This is a genomic window from Segetibacter sp., from assembly GCF_025963695.1.
Lineage (GTDB): Bacteria > Bacteroidota > Bacteroidia > Chitinophagales > Chitinophagaceae > Segetibacter.
Genome location: NZ_JAOQAH010000066.1, coordinates 34,227 through 54,960 on the forward strand (window position 1 = coordinate 34,227; position 20,734 = coordinate 54,960).

At 40.3% G+C, this 20,734-nt stretch carries 17 protein-coding genes and 1 tRNA gene; 12 read left to right on the forward strand and 6 right to left on the reverse strand.

Translation table 11 applies throughout. The features are described 5' to 3' along the window. Positions 1–113: 113 nt before the first annotated feature. From JWR87_RS11045 to JWR87_RS11055, 3 genes are all read right to left on the reverse strand, one after another. Entirely contained in the window at positions 114–1,970 is a 1,857-nt protein-coding gene (locus JWR87_RS11045) for an ABC transporter ATP-binding protein (RefSeq protein ID WP_297819713.1), read from the reverse strand. A gap of 273 nt (positions 1,971–2,243) precedes the next feature. Continuing rightward, positions 2,244–2,465 carry a DUF433 domain-containing protein gene (locus JWR87_RS11050; RefSeq protein ID WP_297819716.1) on the reverse strand — a complete coding sequence of 74 codons (222 nt, stop codon included), beginning with the start codon at positions 2,463–2,465 and terminating at the stop codon, positions 2,244–2,246. Between the two features lie 132 nt (positions 2,466–2,597). Beyond that, positions 2,598–3,398, reverse strand: a complete 801-nt coding sequence (locus JWR87_RS11055; RefSeq protein WP_297819719.1) for an NIPSNAP family protein — start codon at positions 3,396–3,398, stop codon at positions 2,598–2,600. Between the two features lie 306 nt (positions 3,399–3,704). Between JWR87_RS11055 and lepB the strand changes: the two genes are divergently transcribed. Both lepB and JWR87_RS11065 read left to right on the forward strand, forming a co-directional pair. Then, positions 3,705–5,246: a signal peptidase I gene (gene lepB, locus JWR87_RS11060; protein ID WP_297819722.1), complete on the forward strand. Its 1,542-nt coding sequence runs from the start codon at positions 3,705–3,707 to the stop codon at positions 5,244–5,246. A gap of 247 nt (positions 5,247–5,493) precedes the next feature. Continuing rightward, positions 5,494–6,252 carry an MBL fold metallo-hydrolase gene (locus JWR87_RS11065; RefSeq protein ID WP_297819725.1) on the forward strand — a complete coding sequence of 253 codons (759 nt, stop codon included), beginning with the start codon at positions 5,494–5,496 and terminating at the stop codon, positions 6,250–6,252. Positions 6,253–6,545: 293 nt separating this feature from the next. Here JWR87_RS11065 and JWR87_RS11070 read toward each other — a convergent pair whose 3' ends face one another. Continuing rightward, positions 6,546–7,865, reverse strand: coding sequence for an erythromycin esterase family protein (locus JWR87_RS11070; protein ID WP_297819728.1), 1,320 nt, complete (start codon positions 7,863–7,865; stop codon positions 6,546–6,548). 266 nt (positions 7,866–8,131) lie between these two features. Here JWR87_RS11070 and JWR87_RS11075 point away from each other — a divergent pair, with 266 nt between their 5' ends. Continuing rightward, positions 8,132–8,986, forward strand: a complete 855-nt coding sequence (locus JWR87_RS11075; protein ID WP_297819731.1) for a polysaccharide deacetylase family protein — start codon at positions 8,132–8,134, stop codon at positions 8,984–8,986. Positions 8,987–9,104: 118 nt separating this feature from the next. On the opposite strand, the gene tsaD is transcribed toward JWR87_RS11075, so the two are convergent. Both tsaD and JWR87_RS11085 read right to left on the reverse strand, forming a co-directional pair. After that, positions 9,105–10,139 carry a tRNA (adenosine(37)-N6)-threonylcarbamoyltransferase complex transferase subunit TsaD gene (gene tsaD / locus JWR87_RS11080; RefSeq protein ID WP_297819734.1) on the reverse strand — a complete coding sequence of 345 codons (1,035 nt, stop codon included), beginning with the start codon at positions 10,137–10,139 and terminating at the stop codon, positions 9,105–9,107. A gap of 44 nt (positions 10,140–10,183) precedes the next feature. After that, positions 10,184–11,434: an ABC transporter permease gene (locus JWR87_RS11085; protein ID WP_297819737.1), complete on the reverse strand. Its 1,251-nt coding sequence runs from the start codon at positions 11,432–11,434 to the stop codon at positions 10,184–10,186. 375 nt (positions 11,435–11,809) lie between these two features. Between JWR87_RS11085 and JWR87_RS11090 the strand changes: the two genes are divergently transcribed. From JWR87_RS11090 to JWR87_RS11130, 9 genes are all read left to right on the forward strand, one after another. Beyond that, a complete protein-coding gene (locus JWR87_RS11090) occupies positions 11,810–12,520 on the forward strand; it encodes a succinate dehydrogenase cytochrome b subunit (RefSeq protein WP_297819740.1) in 711 nt (236 codons plus the stop codon). Positions 12,521–12,576: 56 nt separating this feature from the next. Beyond that, positions 12,577–14,550: a fumarate reductase/succinate dehydrogenase flavoprotein subunit gene (locus JWR87_RS11095; RefSeq protein ID WP_297819743.1), complete on the forward strand. Its 1,974-nt coding sequence runs from the start codon at positions 12,577–12,579 to the stop codon at positions 14,548–14,550. Between the two features lie 120 nt (positions 14,551–14,670). After that, on the forward strand, positions 14,671–15,426 hold the full coding sequence (locus tag JWR87_RS11100) for a succinate dehydrogenase/fumarate reductase iron-sulfur subunit (protein ID WP_297819746.1): 756 nt from the start codon (positions 14,671–14,673) through the stop codon (positions 15,424–15,426). Between the two features lie 67 nt (positions 15,427–15,493). Continuing rightward, a complete protein-coding gene (locus JWR87_RS11105; RefSeq protein ID WP_297819749.1) occupies positions 15,494–15,979 on the forward strand; it encodes a VOC family protein in 486 nt (161 codons plus the stop codon). 227 nt (positions 15,980–16,206) lie between these two features. Further along, a complete protein-coding gene (locus JWR87_RS11110; protein WP_297819753.1) occupies positions 16,207–16,926 on the forward strand; it encodes a methyltransferase in 720 nt (239 codons plus the stop codon). Positions 16,927–17,011: 85 nt separating this feature from the next. Further along, positions 17,012–17,524: an iron-sulfur cluster co-chaperone HscB C-terminal domain-containing protein gene (locus tag JWR87_RS11115; RefSeq protein ID WP_297819756.1), complete on the forward strand. Its 513-nt coding sequence runs from the start codon at positions 17,012–17,014 to the stop codon at positions 17,522–17,524. A 26-nt stretch (positions 17,525–17,550) separates the two neighbouring features. Next, positions 17,551–17,634 (forward strand) — tRNA-Leu (locus JWR87_RS11120). A gap of 651 nt (positions 17,635–18,285) precedes the next feature. Next, positions 18,286–19,773, forward strand: a complete 1,488-nt coding sequence (locus JWR87_RS11125) for a glycoside hydrolase family 127 protein (protein WP_366090516.1) — start codon at positions 18,286–18,288, stop codon at positions 19,771–19,773. A gap of 57 nt (positions 19,774–19,830) precedes the next feature. Further along, on the forward strand, positions 19,831–20,643 hold the full coding sequence (locus JWR87_RS11130; protein WP_366090518.1) for a DUF6805 domain-containing protein: 813 nt from the start codon (positions 19,831–19,833) through the stop codon (positions 20,641–20,643). Positions 20,644–20,734 lie beyond the last annotated feature (91 nt).

Sequence of the window (20,734 nt, forward strand, 5' to 3'; positions counted from 1 at the left end):
CTCTGCCTGCAAATGTCCCTACAGCACATCAGAGAAAAATATGTTCACCAGCACTTGTACTATCAAATCCTCCGCAGCAGTATAAAAGCATCTTGTTCGCCCTGGGCGAAGGATTACTGGTAACCCATTGCCTGCAGTCTAAACAGCTCTGCATATCGTCCTTCTTTTTCCAGCAATTCTTCGTGGCTGCCAATCTCTATTAACTGGCCTTTTTCCAAGACAACTATCCTGTCGGCCATTCTGACTGTAGAGAAGCGGTGCGATATTAATACGGCTGATTTTCCTTTGGTTAATTCAGAAAATCGTTGAAATACTTCATACTCAGCCCTTGCGTCTAAGGCTGCAGTTGGCTCATCCAATATCAGCAATTGAGCATCTTTCATATAAGCTCTTGCCAGTGCAATCTTTTGCCATTCGCCTCCCGAAAGGTCAATTCCGTTATTAAAACGTCTACCCAACATTTGCTCGTATTTGTTGGGCAACCTCTCAATCAGGGGGTGCGCCATGCTTTGTTCTGATGAACTTTGGATAAGTTGAGCGTTGCCAACTTCTGCTATATTTCCAACTGCAATGTTTTGGTTCACACTCATCTGGTACCGGATAAAATCCTGGAAGATGACGCCTATTTGAATCCTCAATTCATCCAGGTCGTATTCACGCAAATCAATTCCATCCAGCAAAATCCGTCCTTCGGTAGGATCGTATAAGCGTGCAAGTAATTTTACGAGCGTTGTTTTACCTGCACCATTTTCACCCACCAGGGCAATTTTTTCGCCGGGGCGGAGTGTAAAGCTCAAATGGCGGTTTGCCCAGCGCTCAGCATTAGAATACTTGAAGCCAACGTTGTCAAAAGTAAATCCGTGTTTAATTGGTTTGGGAAAGGGTAAAGGGTTTGCTGATAAAACAATTTTAGGTCGAATCTCAAAAAACTCGAAAAAGTCTTGCAAGTAGACTGCTCCCTGCGACACGCTGGTAAAGCGAATTAGTATTCCTTCCAGTAAGCTTCTTAACTGCCTGAAAGAACCCGCGAGAAAAGTGAGCGATCCAATTGTTATTTTCCCCTGGGTTGCTTCAGCAATCATAAAAATATAAGCTCCGTAGTAACCTGCACTTCCCAACATGGTAAAGAGTGTTCCCCAAACCGTCCGTCTCACGGCCAACACCTTGTTGTCTTTATAAAACTGGCTTGACAACTGCCTGAAACGATTAATAATGAAACCCGATAAATTGAAAATCTTGATTTCCTTAGCCGTTTCATCGCTGGCACCTAAAAAACGTACATAGTCTAATTCCCTTCTTTCAGGTGTTTGTCTTCTGCTTAACGCATATGTTTTATCGTTAAAATAAGCTTCGCCTAAAAAGGCTGGTATAATTGCAACCAGCAGTAGAATGATCAGCCACGGATTGAATGCTAGTAGTCCGGCCGCAAGAAAAGCCATGGTGATTAAATCCTGCACCTGGCTCAGGACTTGCGAAAGTAGAATTGTACGCCCAACGGTTTGTTGCCTCGCCCGTTCCAACTTATCATAAAAAGCAGAATTTTCAAACTGATCAAGATCGAGTGTAGCAGCATGGCTCATGATCTTGATAGAGGTATGATTAGAAAACTTATCTCCCAACAAACTATCCATCAAAGTGATTGCTCTGCTTAAACTGTCGGAAAGGATAGCAAGGCCAAATTCTATTGCAACGAGTGTCCACAGATAAGAAGAAAGATTCGACTTATCTTGACTCATTAAAAGTACCTGGTCAATAATGAGTTTGCCAACGTATAAAATGGCGAGGGGAGTGGCTGATTTAATAATGCGTAGAAGTGCATTAATGATGGTCATCCATTTACTGGTCTCCCAAACCAGTTTAAAAAACCTTGGAAGGTTACGAAGTGCAGAAAGTCTTTCTTTTAGGGTTAATTGCTTCGTAGTTGTTTTACTGGTTTTCTCTTTACTAAACAAGCTCTTCCAAAAAGTCATTTGTAAAAGTAAGGGAGTTCAAGCTTCTGCTTTATTCAATAAGAGGGAGTAAAGCAAAAGAACTAAAAATTAACTAAAGAAATAGGAACAAAATGATAGCGTGCACACACGAGTTGTAGAGGTATCTTAATCCATTTTCTAATTCTCAATTTCTTTTTATTCAAAACCAAAAAAGCATTTACTAACTCTTTTGAATGCTTTTCTAACGCGGTCAATACTTACCGGACCGTTATTGTTGCATCAGTACTTTCATCTACAACTATTAGTGGAAAGTTATTCGACATCTATCAGTGTTTCATTCCTTACCAAAGCAGCACCCCAAGAAATGCAAGCTAAAATAGCTTTTCGGGTAAGAAAAGCGTAGGCAATTAACAGTTCTTCAATTGTCTCTCCGGCTCCTGTATTTCTTAAAATTAGATCGACACCAATCCTGGTGCCTTTTATTGTTGCTTTCCCTCCCAAAACACCAGGCCTTTGCTCTACAAATTCATTCACTATAAAAATGCTTTCATTAAAATTGCGAATAGGTTTTTTGCTTCATGATCTTCTTAGCTTGCACAGATAGCTGCAAAAAAAAAGCTGTTAGTTTAACACCAACAGCTTTTATCAAACTTATTATTTCTTTTCTTAAACCTGCGAGAAACTGGTAGGAACCAAAAATGTACGTGTTATACGACTTACTATTTTGGCATCTTCATATCCCGGAATTGCTTTTATTCTCGCCCACTCAGGATCTGATCCGAATGCTTTCCAGCTTCTGTCGTGTTCTGCCATGTCATCGAACGTGAGCATATAAGTTAGGTTGGGACGCATTTCGCCAATAATCGTTTCGCCAAAAAATACAGGCGTTAGTCCGACCCTTTTGAATATAGCTATTTCACCCACATTGTCGAACATATCAATTTTCTTCTTGCCAGCGGCTTCACTTGCGCTTTCATAACGGCGTAATTCAAATATTCTGCTCTTGTTTTCTGGTACCTGAATTTTAGGCATTCCTGCAAAAGCCTTTAAAAACGAGCTTTGTATTCTGTCGTAGGCCGGCTCTTTTGCAGGGGCATTCAAATATTCTGTACCTGCTTGTTGGTAAGCTGCATCAGTGGAAAGTTTATCAGTTACCTCCATAAAGTCCTTTATTGACTTATAGGGAATAACTGCATATAACTTCGATTGTCCGTCTGGTTTTAGCTCTGTAAAAACTCCTATATTTTTACTACCCAGCCTGTTCAAAGCCGGGATAGCAGCATTTTTAAAATAGTCCTCGACCAGCTTTTGTTGAGTTGCATTTTTTAGGGTGTAGACCCGCAACTCATAAAATTCAGGAGAGGTTTTGGCAAAAAAATCTTTTTCGGAAGCTTTGGCTACCATAGCAGATAGGCCCGTTAAAGATCCTGTGAGCATTGATGCCTTTACAAACGATCGTCTTTTCATTATTTAATTTTAGGCGAAATTATTGAAATTGTTTAAGTGTTGATAAATCTGGTGAGCGCAGATTTTACTTTGCGTTAGTCCGCAGTTTCTGAATCGTTAGTCGCAAGTTTTTTCAGATGGTTAATAGCAAGTTGTTAGTGCTACTTGAGGGCGAAACCTAAAGTCTGTTACTAACGCACCGGCAGGTTTATACTTCTTACCTGGTAGAAATCATTGATCTGCCGACAATCAAACTTTGCAAAAGTTTCACATCAGCTACTTGTAATCGTTCCGGCTTTTGCCAAGCTTTATAGAAAAAATAAGCCTATGCCTCTTCAACATCTACTCACCATTTGCCTCATTTCTTTACTTCTGTTCTTGTTGCCCTCTTTTGGCCTTGCAAAAATGTTTCAAAAAGCAGGTATTCCGGCATGGAAGGCATTCGTGCCTTTTTATAATACATGGATGATGGTGACGATTGGTAAGCGTTCGCGACACTGGGTTCTTTGGCAAGCAATGCCAATTGTGGGTTGGTTCATTACGATAAGCATTTACATAGAATTTGTAAAGCTTTTTGGGAAGTTTAGTCTTGGTCAACATATCCTCGTTACTTTTTTTTCTCCTGTTTATTTCCTCTATCTCGGGTATTCGCCACACATTTATTATCGGCGGGTAGCAGATGTACAACGCTACCAAAAATCTACATGGCGCGAATGGGTAGATGCCGCTGTCTTTGCAACTATTGCTGCAACCATAATCAGGTCTTTTATTTTTGAAGCTTATGCCATTCCCACGGGTTCAATGGAAAAGACTTTATTGATTAATGATTATCTGTTCGTTAATAAAGTTAGCTATGGACCCCGCATTCCAAACTCGCCACTTGCCATTCCTTTCATACACAATTATATCCCCGGAACTACTTTGAAGTCTTATACCAGTCTTTTTCAACTTGGTTATGTCAGGTGGTTTGCATCACCTGTAAGAAGAGGAGATGTTGTAGTGTTTAATATGCCTGCAGGAGATACTGTGATTAATAAAGAAGACTTTCAAACTGCAAGGCCGTATTATGATATAAAAAGAGCAGCGGCACTCGGAGATGAAAATGCACAAAGTATTCTATCAAATCCGAAGGAATACCCACTGGCTGTACATGCTTTTGATAAGACGGATAATTATGTGAAACGTTGTACAGGAGTGGCGGGAGATAGTTTGTCAATCAGGAAGGGATATGTTTATATCAATGGAATTAAGCAGCAAATGCCTTCGCAGTCTCAAATGCTTTACCAGGTATTTACGCGCGGTCAGCAACTGGATGAAGATGTAATGAAAGAGGAGTATGCTATAGATGTATCTGATCCGGCGCAGGTTACGGCAACAGGCGAAAATGCTTTTGCAATGTTGCTAACTGCCGAGGCTGCTGAAAAGATGGAGAATAGCAGGTTGGCGGAAGAAGTGAAACTGCTAACCGATATACGAGGAGCCTCGCAGTATAAGGGAATACTGTTTCCGTATGATTCTATTCACCAGTGGAGTTTAGATGATTATGGGCCTGTGTGGATTCCGAAAAAGGGCGCTACCCTTAGCATTACAAAAGAAAATTATCCGATTTATGAAAGGGTGATCAGGGTGTACGAACAAAATCAATTGGAGAACAAAAACAACCGCTTTTATCTAAACGGAAAAGAGGCTGCTTTCTACACTTTTAAAATGGACTACTACTGGATGATGGGCGACAACAGGCACAACTCGCAGGACTCGCGCTTTTGGGGATTTGTTCCGGAAGATAGAATTGTAGGCAAACCTTCTCTTATTTGGTTTAGTAGCGACAACGGTCCAAGATGGAACAGGATATTTAAGACCATTAAGTAGTAATTGAGGAAAGGCGTTCTGCAAATGCTTCCCGAACCTAGTCAACAACAATTTTTGGTTGCTATTTTATTGTTGCCGGTTGCTTCGCTTTTTCGTTTTGTGTGTTTTAAACTTTTAACACCATATCTAATCTTAGTTTTTAAGAACAAGGAATTACAGGATGTAGTACCCTTGCACCTAAATTATTAAAACAAAACTGTAAGTTGTTTGTATAAGAATGACATCTATTTTCATTTAAAATAAAATTATGAGACTAAAAATTGCAGTGGTTTTCTGTTTTTCGCTGGCAACGTTGTTTGCGCAATCACAATTACCACAAGCTGACGTAGAAAAGGTGAGAGGTGGCAACCTCACTATTCAACCGATTACCCACGCCACACTTGTTTTAAGCTACCAAAAAAAGAACATTTATGTTGACCCAACGGGTGGGGCTGAAGCCTTTAAAGGTCTTGCTGCTCCCGACATTATTTTAGTCACTGATATTCATGGGGATCATTTTGATCCTAAAACTATTCAAGCCATCAATACTACGAAAGCAACGCTGGTTGTGCCGCAGGCGGTAGCAGATAAATTGCCACCAGAAATGGATAAGCAAAAAGTGGTGATTTTGAAAAATGGGGATAATAAAAATGTTGAGGGAATTTCTATTACAGCTATTCCCATGTATAATTTGCCTGAAGTTGCTGACGCTTTTCATGCCAAGGGAAGAGGGAACGGTTATGTATTGAACATTGGAGGTAAGAACATTTATATCTCAGGTGATACCGAAGACATACCAGAGATGAGGTCGCTAAAAAGTATAGACATTGCTTTTGTTTGTATGAACCTTCCCTACACAATGGATGTAAACCAGGCAGCGGAAGGCGTACTTGCTTTTAAGCCAAAAACAATTTACCCTTACCATTTTCGTGGACAAGATGTAAACACATTTAAAACGCTGGTAAATGCAGGGGATAAAAATATAGACGTACGGGTACGTAACTGGTATGCCGCAGCAGCCAAATAGGAAAGATTTGTATGCAATAAAATTTTTGAAGAGAGCCTTTAGTGGCTCTTTTTCTTTTTTACCTATAAACTGTTTTAAGCCTTGTTGGGATAAGAAGCAAATGGCTCGATTACTTTATTTTTTTTGTTGAAGCGGGCAGTAAAACTTAAAACTTCCGGTTGTTTTTTCTTTGTTGAATTAAAAATGCCAGTACAAGGGTGTGACACAACGATGTTGAGAAATGTAATGATGCCTGGTACATTAATGCCTTTAAAAGATTTTTAAACCGATTTTCAAAATCCCTAAAGTTCTCTTTACGTGCCGAATGGATAGGTTTCGGCAACGGTAAGCTTATTAGGATGTATATGTAATGGATGAAGCGCTTGTGTTTTGTCAAGATAAATGAAAGCGTCATATCGGGCCGGTAGAACAGATGGAACGTAATTTCCGTAACGTTCGTGCTCGGGCCGGTACACCACGCCAATGGCGCGATGATCGATGCGGTTTTCACTAAGAACAGTGTTGGTCAATTTATCCATCAACACTAGTTTGTTGTTGCCGCCCGCCTTGTGCAAAAGGTATTCCCAGCTACCCTGTCGGCCATCTGGCACAAGCATGGGCTGCATCTTGGCGCCCCAACTGTTGCCGGCGATGACACTTCCATTATACGAGCCAAAACCCACTAAAAAAGTTTGGCCCGAAAAAGCTTTTCTTGCCAGTTCACCTATGTTGTATGTTCCCTCATCTGCCATGTCTGTTGCACTGGCATCGCCCACATGTGTGTTGTGCGCCCATACAATAGCCTTGGAGTTCTTGCCATGAAAGTCTAACAATCTTTCCAACGTTTCCTGCATATGACTATCCCTTATGTTCCATGAATCTTCGTTGCTCCTGATCATCGCTCTATAGTATTTTTCAGCATTTACCGCTATCACAGCATTTTGCTCAGTACTAAAAATCAGCTCGTCTTTTAGCTGGTACTGTGGAAGGCGTGCTTGAATCTCCTGCAATAGCTCTAAAACTTTATCCTCACACAATTCAGGAACAATCCGGCTGGCGTAGGCATAGGAAGTTTCGTCTCCTTTATAAGGTTCGAAGCACCGAAAAGTCTCGGTTGCTTTTTTAAGTGACTCAGGTTCATTTTTTTCTAAATATTTACGAATAGCCTCAAGAGATTCCCAAAGGCTGTAGACGTCAAGACCATAAAACCCAACTTTCTGCACCTTGTTGTCATTGTATTTAAACAGCCAATCCGACAAGGCCGCTATTTCCCAGTTAGCCCACATCCAGGTGGGCCAGCGGTCAAAGCTTTTTAAAACTTGCTGTATTTGTGTTCCAGGTTCACATTGCCCTTTTACAAACTTGTTGATATTGTAACAGTCAGGCCAATCTCCTTCAACCGCAATGAAATTAAAATTCTTTTCGCTGATCAGCTTCTTAGTAATATAACTTCTCCAGGTATAATATTCATGTGTTCCGTGCGAAGCCTCGCCTAGCATTACAATGCGCGCATCACCTATTCTTTCAAACAATGCATCAAGTGCAGTTTTATCGTCAATAATTATCGCATTTTCTTTTATTAACTCAATTACTTCCTTTTCGTTTACGCGGCTCTTAGCATTAAAAGTTCCCATTTCTCAGTGTTTTCAAAAAATATTTACACACAAATTATGCTAGTGTTTCTGTGGTAATAAGTGCAACAATAAAGTTCGGCCGCTCGTTACTATTTGCTTATACAGTAAGATGAATTGTTATATCAAGCATTTTTCCACAGCAATTAGTCGTCTGTTTAAATATTTGACCAAATTGAAGACTTTGCTTTTATTTTCGCAATTCTTACAAATTCGATATTAAATAAATCAATCTTCTATTTTAAATATTACTGTTTACTCAAGAACCTATGAAAAAATTATTTCTTCCACTTGTCGTATTTCTATTTACTTGCTCAATTGCTTGTAATCCATCTCCGGCTACTACTAAGGAAACCCCAAAAGACAGTACAGTTTCAGACAATGCACCGGCAAAAGCTTCGGGGCCAAAAGTGATGGCAGACGCGGCCACCATTATAGCGAGAAAAGAAGTGCCTATTCTCTGTTATCATCAAATACGTGATTGGGTAGGAAGCGACTCTAAAGGTGCAAGAGATTATATAAGACCGGTTGATGCATTTAAAGCTGATTTGAAACTGCTGGCAGATAGTGGTTATCATACTGTTTTACCTGATCAATTGTACGATTATCTTGCTTATGGAACGCCCTTACCACCTAAGCCTGTTATGCTCAGCTATGATGATACCGATGATGACCAATTTACCATTGCAGCGCCCGAAATGAAGAAGTACGGTTTTAAAGGTGTTTTCTTCATTATGACCGTATCGATAAATCGCCCTAAATACATGACTAAGGAGCAGATAAGACAACTAACCGATGAAGGACATGTAGTTACTTCACACACCTGGGATCACCATAGTGTAAAAGGCTATAAGACAGAGCAAGATTGGCTAACGCAAATTGAAAAGCCTAAAAAAACAATTGAAGACCTTACCGGCAAAAAAGCGATTGATTTTGCCTACCCCTTCGGACTTTGGAATAGGGAGGCAATACCAGAACTGAAGAAAAGAGGCGTTAGATCTGCTTATATTTTAAGCACAAAAAGAGATCCCGATGATCCGTTATATACCATTAGAAGAATTATTGCAAGTGGCTATTGGAGTGCTTCAACATTGCACAAAAGCATGATCGAATCTTTTCATTAGGTTGCCGGCAGAAGCCCGGATAGCAGCAATGGTTGCGTCGCATTACGTTCATCCGTATATCGCTGTGAAGCTGTTGTCTTAATTGCAATAGGTTCAATTTGGCATGCGAGTAGCATTTTTACCACTCAGCTCTTGCAGTCGGACTAACGGTTATTTCTGCAAACTCGTTTCGCAGGTATTTGTAATAGGCGGTTATAGCAATCATAGCAGCATTATCGGTGCAATACTCAAATTTTGGAATAAAAGTATTCCAGCCTAGTTTGTTGCCTAATTCGGTTAAGCCGTTCCTTAAGCCGCTGTTAGCACTTACGCCCCCTGCTATACAGATGTTTTTGATGCCGGTATCCTTTGCAGCTTTTTGCAGCTTGTTTAATAATATCGAAACAATACGTTGTTGAATGGAGGCGCAGATATCGAGTAGGTTTTCTTCGATAAAATGGTTGTTCTTATTTTTTTCGGCTTGTAGAAAATACAGGATAGAAGTCTTTAAACCACTAAAGCTAAAGTTGAGACCAGGTATATTGGGCTCAGGAAACGCAAAGCGTTTTCGATCGCCTTCTTTGGCATATTTATCAATTAATGGTCCGCCGGGATACGGCAGGCCTAGCAGCTTTGCACTTTTGTCAAAAGCTTCGCCAGCAGCATCGTCAATAGTTTCGCCAATCACTTTCATTTCATAAGGGCTATCACACAATACAATTTGAGTATGGCCTCCGCTCACTGTTAAGCATAAAAACGGGAAAGACGGACGTGGCTCGTCAATCATATTTGCAAGCACATGCGCTTGCATATGATGCACAGTTATTAATGGCTTTTGCAGAGACAACGCAAGCGATTTTGCAAACTGTGCACCCACCAGCAAACTTCCAATTAACCCCGGAGCTTGCGTAAATGCTACGGCATCTACCTGGGCCAATTTTATATCTGCTTTTTGTAAAGCCACATCTACTACAGGTACAATATTTTGCATGTGGGCCCTGCTTGCCAGCTCAGGAACTACGCCTCCATATTGTTCATGTATTTTTTGAGAAGCAATGATGTTCGATAGAATCTCACCATCCGCACAAATTGCTGCGCTGGTATCGTCGCAGGAGGATTCGATGGCTAAAATAAGCCCCCTGCCCCTAAAGGGGTTTGTTGTAACATCGTTCATTTTGCAAAAGTAAAAATTCTTTAACTCCCTTTAGGGTTGGGGCTTTATTTCATTCTTATAGCAACAACGGGGTTCATTTTTGCTGCAATGGAAGCAGGGATTATTCCGGCAAGAACACCCACTACCATGCAAATAGATATAGCAAGTGTGAGAGTGTTTAACGAGATGTTTATCGGAAAAGGCATAACGGTGCTTAGTAGTTTGGTTAAAATGAAGACCAATACCAATCCTATTAAGCCACCTAATAAACATAGAAACGCGCTTTCAAGTAAAAATTCTGTCATTATCGTTGAGCTCTTGGCGCCAATGGCTTTTTTTAATCCGATCTGCCCGGTTCTTTCGCGCACGGTTACAAACATTATATTGGCTACACCAAATGCACCAACAATAAGCGATAAACCTGCAATTGCCCAACCCCCCAAATTTATTGAACCGAAAATAGAATTTGTTTGCTCTGTAAACATGTTGATGTCATTTAAAGAAAAATCATCCTCCTGCATGGGACTAAGCCTGTGAATGGAACGCATAATGCCTCTTAATTCATCTAACAAAGCAGCAGTAGAGATGTTTTCTCGCCCCTTTACCATTATCGTTGGGCGCGAATTTTCTACTATAAACATCGCAGACATTTGCTTGTACGGCATTATGATACAATCATCAAACTGCCATGCATCTACCATGCTCTTTCCCTGTTTTTTTATAACCCCAACCACCCTTAAATTTCTTCCCTGGAATTTAACTTCCTGGCCCAATGCCCGTTCGGCCGCGCCAAAAAGATTTTCCGCATTGGCGTACCCAATTAGTAGTACAGGGGCAGATTGTCTAAATTCCGACTCGCTTATATACCTGCCATAATCAATGTTAATGGTAAGCACTTTGTTATATTCTTCTGTTACACCATACGAACTTATGCCGTTCAAAACATTGTCACTATACTCAAGGTTACCATTAGCTCTAATGGTGTAGCAGATAGCTGACGAAAGTGAAGATCTTGCCTTAATGGCCTGCATTTCGTGGTACTTTACATAAGGCCTTTTCAAAAACTTCCACCAGGGAAAATCCGGACCATGATTGGCGTAAGAATATTTGTCGATGTAGATAGTGTTGGTGCCCAGGCTCTTTAAATCGCCCTGCACTTTAGTTTGCAGGCTTTCTACTGTTGCTAATACGCCAATAATGCAAAAAATACCTATCGTGATTCCGAACAACGACAAAAAGGTACGCAGTTTATTGTTTTTCAATTCCTGCAATGCCATTTTAAAGCTGTTCCATACTATAGATATTACTTTAAGCATTATTCAAATGTAAGTAGAGTTTAAAAAGGTTTTGTAAATATTATTTAAAGCCGCAGCCTCTTTTTTTATAAGGTTAATGATGCCTAAAATTTAGTTGTTCTTCGTTGTTTTCCAGCAGTTTAAATGCTCCTCAACATCGTTGTGTCACTCACTTTTACAGCAAATACCTTTTCATCTTTTCTTTTTGCGAGGGCCATTTTTTTCCTTGCTGTCGTACCCCGCTGCGATTCTTTCTTGACTCATTAACTGAAAACGTATATCATGCTATTCCTTTATTTTTAGCCGTATACAGCTTAAAATATTTTAAGATAAAAAAGTTTTACTTCTGTTCGTACGCTATTTTTGCATCGCATTTCTCAAATTAAAATTGCTACGATGACCTGGAAGCAGATGTTCACTTCTTCGATTGGCCAGAAACTTACAATGGCTCTTACCGGACTTTTTCTTATCACTTTTTTAATAGTTCATGTTGGTTTAAACGCTTGCATTTGGGCTAATGACGGTGGCCAAATGTTTAATACAGGTGCAAACTTTATGGGTTCAATGCTTGTTATAAGAATAATGGAAATTGGGCTTTTCGCAGGCATAATTATACATTCCATACAAGGTCTAGTGTTAAATGCTGCTAATAATTCAAAAAGAAAGGTTGGTTATGCGGTAGAGTATGGCGAGCGTGGAAGCAAGTGGTATAGCCGAAGCATGGGTTTATTAGGTACGCTGCTCTTATTGTTCCTGATTATGCATATTTATCATTTCTGGGTTCCCTCGCGTTTAGGAGGTATGTGGAGTGTGAGACCGCTGCAGGAAGTAGATTATACAAACGGCCTCGGAAAGCAATATCATAATTTATATGCGGAGATGATCGGTGTTTTTCAAAACCCTATTGTCGTTATTTTATATGTGCTCGGTTGTATATCTCTTGCTTATCACCTGATGCATGGTTTCGAGAGTGCATTTAGAACCATCGGTGTTCACAATAACCGCTATCTTAAAATGCTGAGATATTTGGGCCGTGGATATTCTATACTCATCAGTATTGCTTTCGCAATGATGCCCATAAGCATGTATTTTGGTTGGGTTAGTTAGGTTGTAAATTTTCCAACCTAAAAATTATTGAATTAGCAAATTTTCAAATTGCATATATGTTAGATGCGAAAATACCGGAAGGAACTTTGGATCACGTGTGGACAGATTACAAAGGCCATTGCAAATTGGTTAATCCAGCCAATAAGCGCAAGATGGAAATTATTATTATTGGTACAGGTCTCGCTGGTGCTTCAGCGGCTGCTTCTTTAGGTGAACTTGGGTATAAAGTAAAAGCTTTTTGTTACCAGGATAGTCCACGACGGGCTCATAGTATCGCAGCACAGGGAGGGATAAATGCAGCAAAGAATTATCAAAATGATGGAGACAGCGTTTTCCGTCTTTTTTATGATACTATTAAAGGGGGAGATTATCGTGCAAGGGAAGGCAATGTGCATCGCCTTGCAGAAGTGAGTGTAAGTATAATTGATCAGTGTGTAGCACAAGGCGTTCCTTTTGCCCGTGAGTATGGTGGGTTACTTAGCAACAGAAGCTTTGGCGGTACACAGGTGCAGAGAACGTTTTATGCAGCAGGACAAACAGGTCAGCAATTATTAATTGGCGCATACCAGGCATTGGAAAGACAAATAGCTCTAGGTAATGTAAAAATGTATAACAGGCATGAAATGCTTGAGCTCGTCACCATAGATGGAAAAGCTAAAGGAATTATAGCACGTAATCTTGTAAGTGGCGAATTAGAAAGACATTCCGGTTACGCTGTATTGCTTTGCTCTGGTGGTTATGGTAACGTATTTTATTTATCAACCAATGCAATGGGTAGTAATGTAACTGCTGCCTGGAAAACACACAAGAAAGGTGCTTACTTCGCTAACCCTTGTTATACACAAATTCACCCTACCTGCATACCCGTAAGCGGTGATCATCAAAGTAAGCTAACCTTGATGAGCGAGAGTTTACGTAATGATGGTCGTATATGGGTTCCTAAAAAGCAGAATGATACACGTAAGGCAAGCGAAATTCCCGAGGAAGAAAGAGATTATTACCTCGAGAGAAGATATCCTGCCTTTGGTAACCTGGTGCCTCGTGACGTTGCATCAAGAGCGGCTAAAGAAAGATGTGATGCCGGTTTCGGTGTAGGTACTTCACGTCAAGCCGTTTACCTTGACTACGGAAACGCTATAGAGCGTTACGGACAAATTGAAGCAGGCAAAAAGGGCATAGCAGATGCTTCTGCCGAGAACATTATTTCAATGGGTAGGGAAGTCGTTAAAGAGAAATACGGCAATCTTTTCGATATGTATGAAAAGATCACCGGTGAAAATCCGTATGAAATACCAATGCGTATTTATCCTGCTGTTCACTACACCATGGGAGGTATGTGGGTTGATTACGAATTACAGACAACAGTACCAGGTTTATATTCTTTAGGAGAGGCAAACTTTAGCGATCATGGTGCAAACCGTTTGGGCGCTTCTGCGTTAATGCAAGGTCTTGCTGACGGTTACTTCGTTATTCCATACACAATAGGAAATTTCCTTGCCGATGAGATCCGCAATCCTCCTACTTCTGTTGACCACCCTGCGTTTATCGCAGCACAAAAAGATGTGGAAGACAGGATAAACACGCTGATGAATATCAAAGGCAAAACTTCTGTCGAAAGTTTCCATAAACGCCTTGGAAAGATTATGTGGGACAAATGCGGAATGGCCCGCAATGCACAAGGATTGCAGGAAGCGATTACAGAAATTCGTCGCCTGAAAGAAGAATTTTGGAGCGATGTGAGAATTCCCGGAGCAGTAAATGAAATGAACTTCGAATTGGATAAAGCAGGCCGTGTAGCTGACTTTATAGAATTGGGTGAATTGATGTGTATAGACGCACTGCAACGCGAAGAAAGTTGCGGCGGACACTTTAGAGAAGAACACCAGACTGAAGAAGGTGAAGCATTACGCGACGATGAAAACTTTATGTATGTAGCAGCTTGGGAATATAGAGCGGATCATGATTGGCAACTGCACAAAGAAGAGTTGAAGTACGAGGTGGTGAAGCCTACGGCGAGAAGTTATAAATAGTTTGTAAACCTATCGGAATCATCAGTAGCACTAAAAATTTGCCTGGTTCCCATTGTTTTCAATAAATAATTATCAAATTTTTCAAATTGACTAATTAAGTCTTTTATGGAACACTACAATATGAATCTGACCTTGAAAATTTGGCGTCAGAAAGATGCGAAGGCGAAGGGAGGTTTTGAAACTTACCAGGTAAAAAATATTTCTTCGGAAATGTCTTTCCTCGAAATGATTGACGTGCTGAACGAAGAGCTGATAACAGAAGGAAAAGACCCGATAGCTTTTGACCACGACTGCCGCGAAGGTATTTGTGGCTCATGCTCTATGTATATTAACGGCAAGCCCCATGGACCATGGAAAGCTACTACTGTTTGCCAGTTGCATATGCGGGCGTTTAAAGATGGAGAAACGGTCGTAGTAGAGCCATGGAGAGCAAATGCTTTTCCGGTTGTTAAAGACCTTGTGGTTGACCGTTCTGCATTCGACCGTATTGTTCAGGCAGGTGGGTATATCAGCGTAAATACCGGCAATGCAGTAGATGGTAATGCTATACCTGTAGATAAAGATAAAGCTGACAAGTCTTTCGCTGCCGCGGCATGCATCGCTTGTGGAGCTTGTGTTGCTGCCTGCAAAAATTCTTCGGCTATGCTGTTTGTGTCTGCAAAAGTCTCGCACCTTGCGTTACTTCCCCAGGGACAACCAGAAAGAAAATCGCGGGCAATTAACATGGTAGCGCAAATGGATAAAGAGGGTTTTGGCTCTTGTACCAACATTGGTGCCTGCGAAGCTACCTGCCCTAAAGAAATTCGGTTGACCAATATTGCCAGGCTAAATGCCGAATATTTGTCTGCTGCGCTTACTATCGACCGGGAGAATTAATAGAAAACTTTATATTGCAAGAGCCATCTTTTACAGGATGGCTTTTTCTTTTTTAAAAACAATTTATATGTCTTATGTAGTTCCCGCTAACACAAGAATAGGTCACATTCACCTAAAGGTTTCAGACCTTGATAAGGCCCTTGCTTTTTATCACAATTTGCTGGGTTTCCAAATCATGCAGTATTATGGAAAGTCTGCAGTTTTTATATCTGCCGGCGGATATCACCATCATATTGGCTTAAACACCTGGCATAGTAAAAATGCAGCCCCAGCCCCTGTAAATACTTGTGGATTGTATCACACTGCCATTCTTTATCCTGAAAGAAAAGATCTGGCTGTAATTTTTAAAAGGCTTACAGTAGCAAATTATCCCCTTTCCGGAGCCGCTGATCACGGCGTTTCCGAAGCGCTTTATTTAAACGATCCTGATGGTAATGGAGTAGAGTTGTATTGGGATAAGCCAAAGGAGCAGTGGCCTGTTGATGGTGATGGCAATCTGCAGATGGTGACAGAGGCGCTCGACTTTGATTCGTTGTTAAGAGAAATTGAGTAGTTTTTGGTACAAACAGTCGTTCAATGATTACGCATCGTTGCGACGCATTTCGTTCATCTTTATCTCTTTGGGGAACAAGCAGACTAGAGTTATATAGTATAACATGAGCTCTATAGCGCTTGCAATTTGCTACTTTCTTTGCTTATTTCTTAAACTCTCGTCAACATTGCCTTCTCTCCCAAGTTTAATCACACTTTCTTTCAACTGTCATCCGTCATCTGTAAACCATGTCCAATTCATATTTCCAGTTTAAACAGTTCAAGATCCATCAGCAAAAATCGGCCATGAAAGTTTGTACTGATGCCTGCTTATTTGGAGCGTGGGTAGCTGACAAAATGGAGGGAAGAAAAATAAAAAATGTACTCGATATAGGTACCGGAACAGGGCTATTATCTCTTATGATAGCGCAGAAGATTGATGCAGAAATTGATGCAGTTGAAATAGATGAAGCCGCCGCAGAGCAAGCAAAAGAGAATTTTAAACAGTCGCCTTATGCTGACGTCGGACGGCTTAATATAGTCAAGGGAGATGTTAGAAAGCTACAAACCAATACTGATTATGACCTCATCGTTTCAAATCCACCCTTTTATAACAACGATCTAAAAAGTGTAGACCAACAACGTAATCTCGCTTTACATAGTATATCATTAAGTTTTGAAGAATTAGTATTTCAGGTAGTCAAATATTTAAAACCCAACGGTTTCTTTGCAGTTCTTTTGCCCTTTGCACGGTCTGAAAATTTTATTTCAACGGCAGAAAGACGGAATCTATTTTTGTTTGAGCAGATGCTTGTAAAGCAAACGGAGGAACATCAATGTTTCCGGTCAATGCTTCTATTTTCAAAGTCTTTTTCAATGCAAAAAACATCTGAGATTTCTATAAAGAAAGGGGATAAATATTCAGCACCGTTTGTCTCGCTTTTAAAAGATTACTACTTGTACTTATAAACCCCTTAACTGCTTTTTCACTTATAAAAATCTGTCCACGTTCTTTACCAGAACTTTTTTCTGCACCTAAGGCAAAATTAAAATTATGAACCACTTTGAATTGTTTAAAATACCAATTACGCTTACTCCCAATATGGGGCAACTAAAACCAAAATTTTATGAATTGAGCAGGAAATTTCATCCTGACTTTTTCACTAACGAAACAGAGGGCGAACAGTCCGAAGCGTTGGAGGTGTCGTCGCAAATAAACAAAGCATTTAAGGTTTTTCAAAATAAGGACGAAACAATTAAATACGTTCTACAATTAAAAGGGTTACTCGAAGAAGAGGAGAAATACAATTTACAGCCCGATTTTTTGATGGAGATGATGGATTTGAATGAGCAAATGATGGAGGCCACGATGCAGGGAGACGAGGAAGCGACAGGGAAATTAAAAACAACTGTTGCAGAGGCGGAAGCAGAAATATACGAGCCAGTTAAGGAGATTATAGAAGAATATGAAGAAGGTAAAACAACCACAGAAGAACTATTAAGAGTGAAGGAATACTACTACAAAAAAAAATATCTCAACAGGATTTTGGCCACAATGCAACGATGACTTAATATTGCAGCCCAACGAAAAACGCCCGGGTGGCGGAATTGGTAGACGCAGCAGACTCAAAATCTGCCGTTCGCAAGGATGTGCTGGTTCGATTCCAGTCCCGGGCACTTGGTAACCCTTGTATTTCATTAGCTACTATTGATTTACAAGGGTTTAATATTTCAAATCGTTACTTTTTTTCTTTTCCCCACTTCTTATTTGTTTTTTGATACCAGATTGGTCCATACTTTTCTATATTGTGCGACTATAAACATAATTAAGAAGGTATCAAGCGATAACAAAAAAGTGTAGTATTTCTTTAATGTAAAGTTTACCGGACAAAGAAGATCAAGCGGCATAATTACATGGCTAAAGCCAAAAAATCAGGTAGAGAAAAACCATAACAAACAAGCCCTTAATATTCGTTACGATCTCAAATCGTACTTACGGTCAGGGCAATCAACATCGCCTACACACCTCAACATAAACTTTCGAAGCTAATTTTAGACTACTACTCTAAATACATTATATTAAATCGGAAAGCTGAAAATCGACATCTAGAAACAAACCTTATTGCCTTCAAAAACTATCTTACAAAAAATTCAATTTGCCGATAGATACTACCGAAAATTATGCGAAGCTTTTGTGACTATCGGTGTAACATTACGAAAGTTTTGCCGAGGGCCCCACTACAAGTACAAGTGAGTGACACAACCATGTTACATAGAGAGCGAATGCCGGTAACATAAAAATTACTAATAAGATAAACAACGACGTAAATGAAATTTTTTCTTTTAAATGCAGTATTATTTTTTATGCCTGCGATAGCCTTTAATCAAACTAGGGCATTAAAAGCTTTTCCTTTATCGAGTGTTCGATTGTTGAACAGTCCTTTCAGGCAAGCACAGGAAACGGATTTGAAATACATGCTTTCGCTTGATGCAGACAGGTTGCTAGCACCTTTTTTAAGAGAAGCAGGTATTGAGCCAAAGGCAAAGAGTTACCCTAACTGGGAAAATACAGGTTTGGATGGTCATATAGGGGGACATTATATTTCGGCTTTGTCAAACATGTATGCTGCAACAGGCGATACGCGAATATTAGAAAGGCTGCGTTACATGATTGACTGGTTAGATAAATGCCAGCGAAAAGATACGGACGGGTATGTAGGCGGAATACCGGGCGGTAAGAAGATATGGGGGGACATTGCAGCGGGAAACATTAAAGCTGCGAGCTTTTCGTTAAACGATAAATGGGTGCCGTTATATAACATCCACAAATTGTTTGCAGGGCTGGTAGATGCATATAACATCGCCGGCAGTACTAAAGCAAAAGAAGTGTTGGTGAAGCTGTCGGATTGGTTTGTTAATATAACATTGAAGTTAACTGATGAACAAATACAAACAATGTTACGTAGTGAACATGGTGGAATGAATGAAGCGTTTGCAGATGTTGCTGTTATTGCAGGAGATAAAAAATACCTTGAATTAGCCAGAAGGTTGTCACACCGCGTCATACTTAATCCGTTGCTTCAACAAAGGGATGCATTGAATGGCTTGCATGCTAACACACAGATACCAAAAGTGATAGGGTATATGCGCATAGCCCAGGTAGCCAACGATACTGCATGGGCGAATGCTGCCAACTTTTTCTGGAATACAGTAACAAAGAACAGGACGATATCGATAGGCGGAAATAGTGTAAGGGAACACTTTCACCCTGCTAACAATTTTTCATCGATGATTGAGACAAAAGAAGGTCCCGAGACTTGTAACAGCTATAACATGTTGAAGCTATCGAAGCAATTATTTCTTTCAAATGCGTCGGCTAATTATATGGATTATTACGAGAGAACTGTGTACAATCACATTCTTTCATCGCAGCATCCTGCAGGCGGCTTTGTTTATTTTACCCCAATACGTCCGCGTCATTACCGTGTTTATTCGCAGCCACAACAAAGCTTCTGGTGTTGTGTTGGGTCGGGGTTGGAGAACCATGGTAAGTATGGAGAAATAATTTATGGGCATAATGATAAAGACATTTTTATAAACCTTTTTATTCCATCTGTACTTGAGTGGAAACAAAAAGGAATTTCGCTGGAACAACAAACAAGCTTTCCAAACACTGAAAGAACACAGATAAAGCTTACGCTGAAAAAGCCACAGCAATTTGCGGTTTTCTTCAGGTATCCTTCGTGGGTAAGGGATGGTATGCTAAAAGCACGGGTTAATAATAAAGACGTTGTTGTAAAGCGCAATCCTAATTGATATATATCCATCAATCGAATATGGAAATCAGGCGACGTACTTTCTATTTACCTGCCGATGGAAACTAAGGCGGAGTTTCTGCCAGACAGTTCCCAGTGGATGAGCTTTGTTCGTGGACCTATCGTATTAGCCGCTGCTACTGATACAACCGATTTAGTTGGATTGACAGCCGATGATAGCCGGATGGGCCATATAGCAAACGGGTTGTTGTACCCTATAGATGAAGCTCCGATGATTGTATCGGCGAGTAGAAATTTTACAACTGCACTTCAACCTGTGCAGCATAAACCTTTTACATACACAGCTTCAAACGTTATTTATCCCGTTAAGTACAAGAATTTGCAATTAGTTCCTTTTTATACCATTCATGATGCACGTTATATGTTATACTGGAGATATGCAACACCACATCAACTTGAAGGTATTAAAGAAGGACTACGCAAAAGCGAAGAAGCAAAGCTGGCACTGCAGGCAATTACAGTAGACCAGGTTGCACCAGGTGAACAACAACCTGAATCTGACCACAATTTTAAGGGAGAAAGAACCGAAACAGGAGTACATCTTGACAGGCATTGGAGAAGTGCGAGTGGATGGTTCAGCTACGACTTAAGAAATCTGAACAAAGAAGCCCGTAAACTACGGATCACTTACTCCGGACAGGATAGAAGCCGGTCTTTTTACATTTATGTAAATAATGTTTTATTAAAAGCGGTTGAATTGAAAGGAAGCGAAGGGGATAAGTTTTTTGATGTTGAGTATGAGCTGCCTGCTGAAATTGTGAATACGCCGTCGGCGTTGCTTACAGTAAAATTTGTAGCACATGAAGGATCGATAGCCGGGGGAGTTTACTATGCGAGGCTGCTGAAATAAGGAACGGGGGTACTGTTTTTACCAGTAACAGGTTAGGCAAAGTGGGCTTTAATACCTGTCTATACAATTCATTAAGTTGGTAAGAGCATTT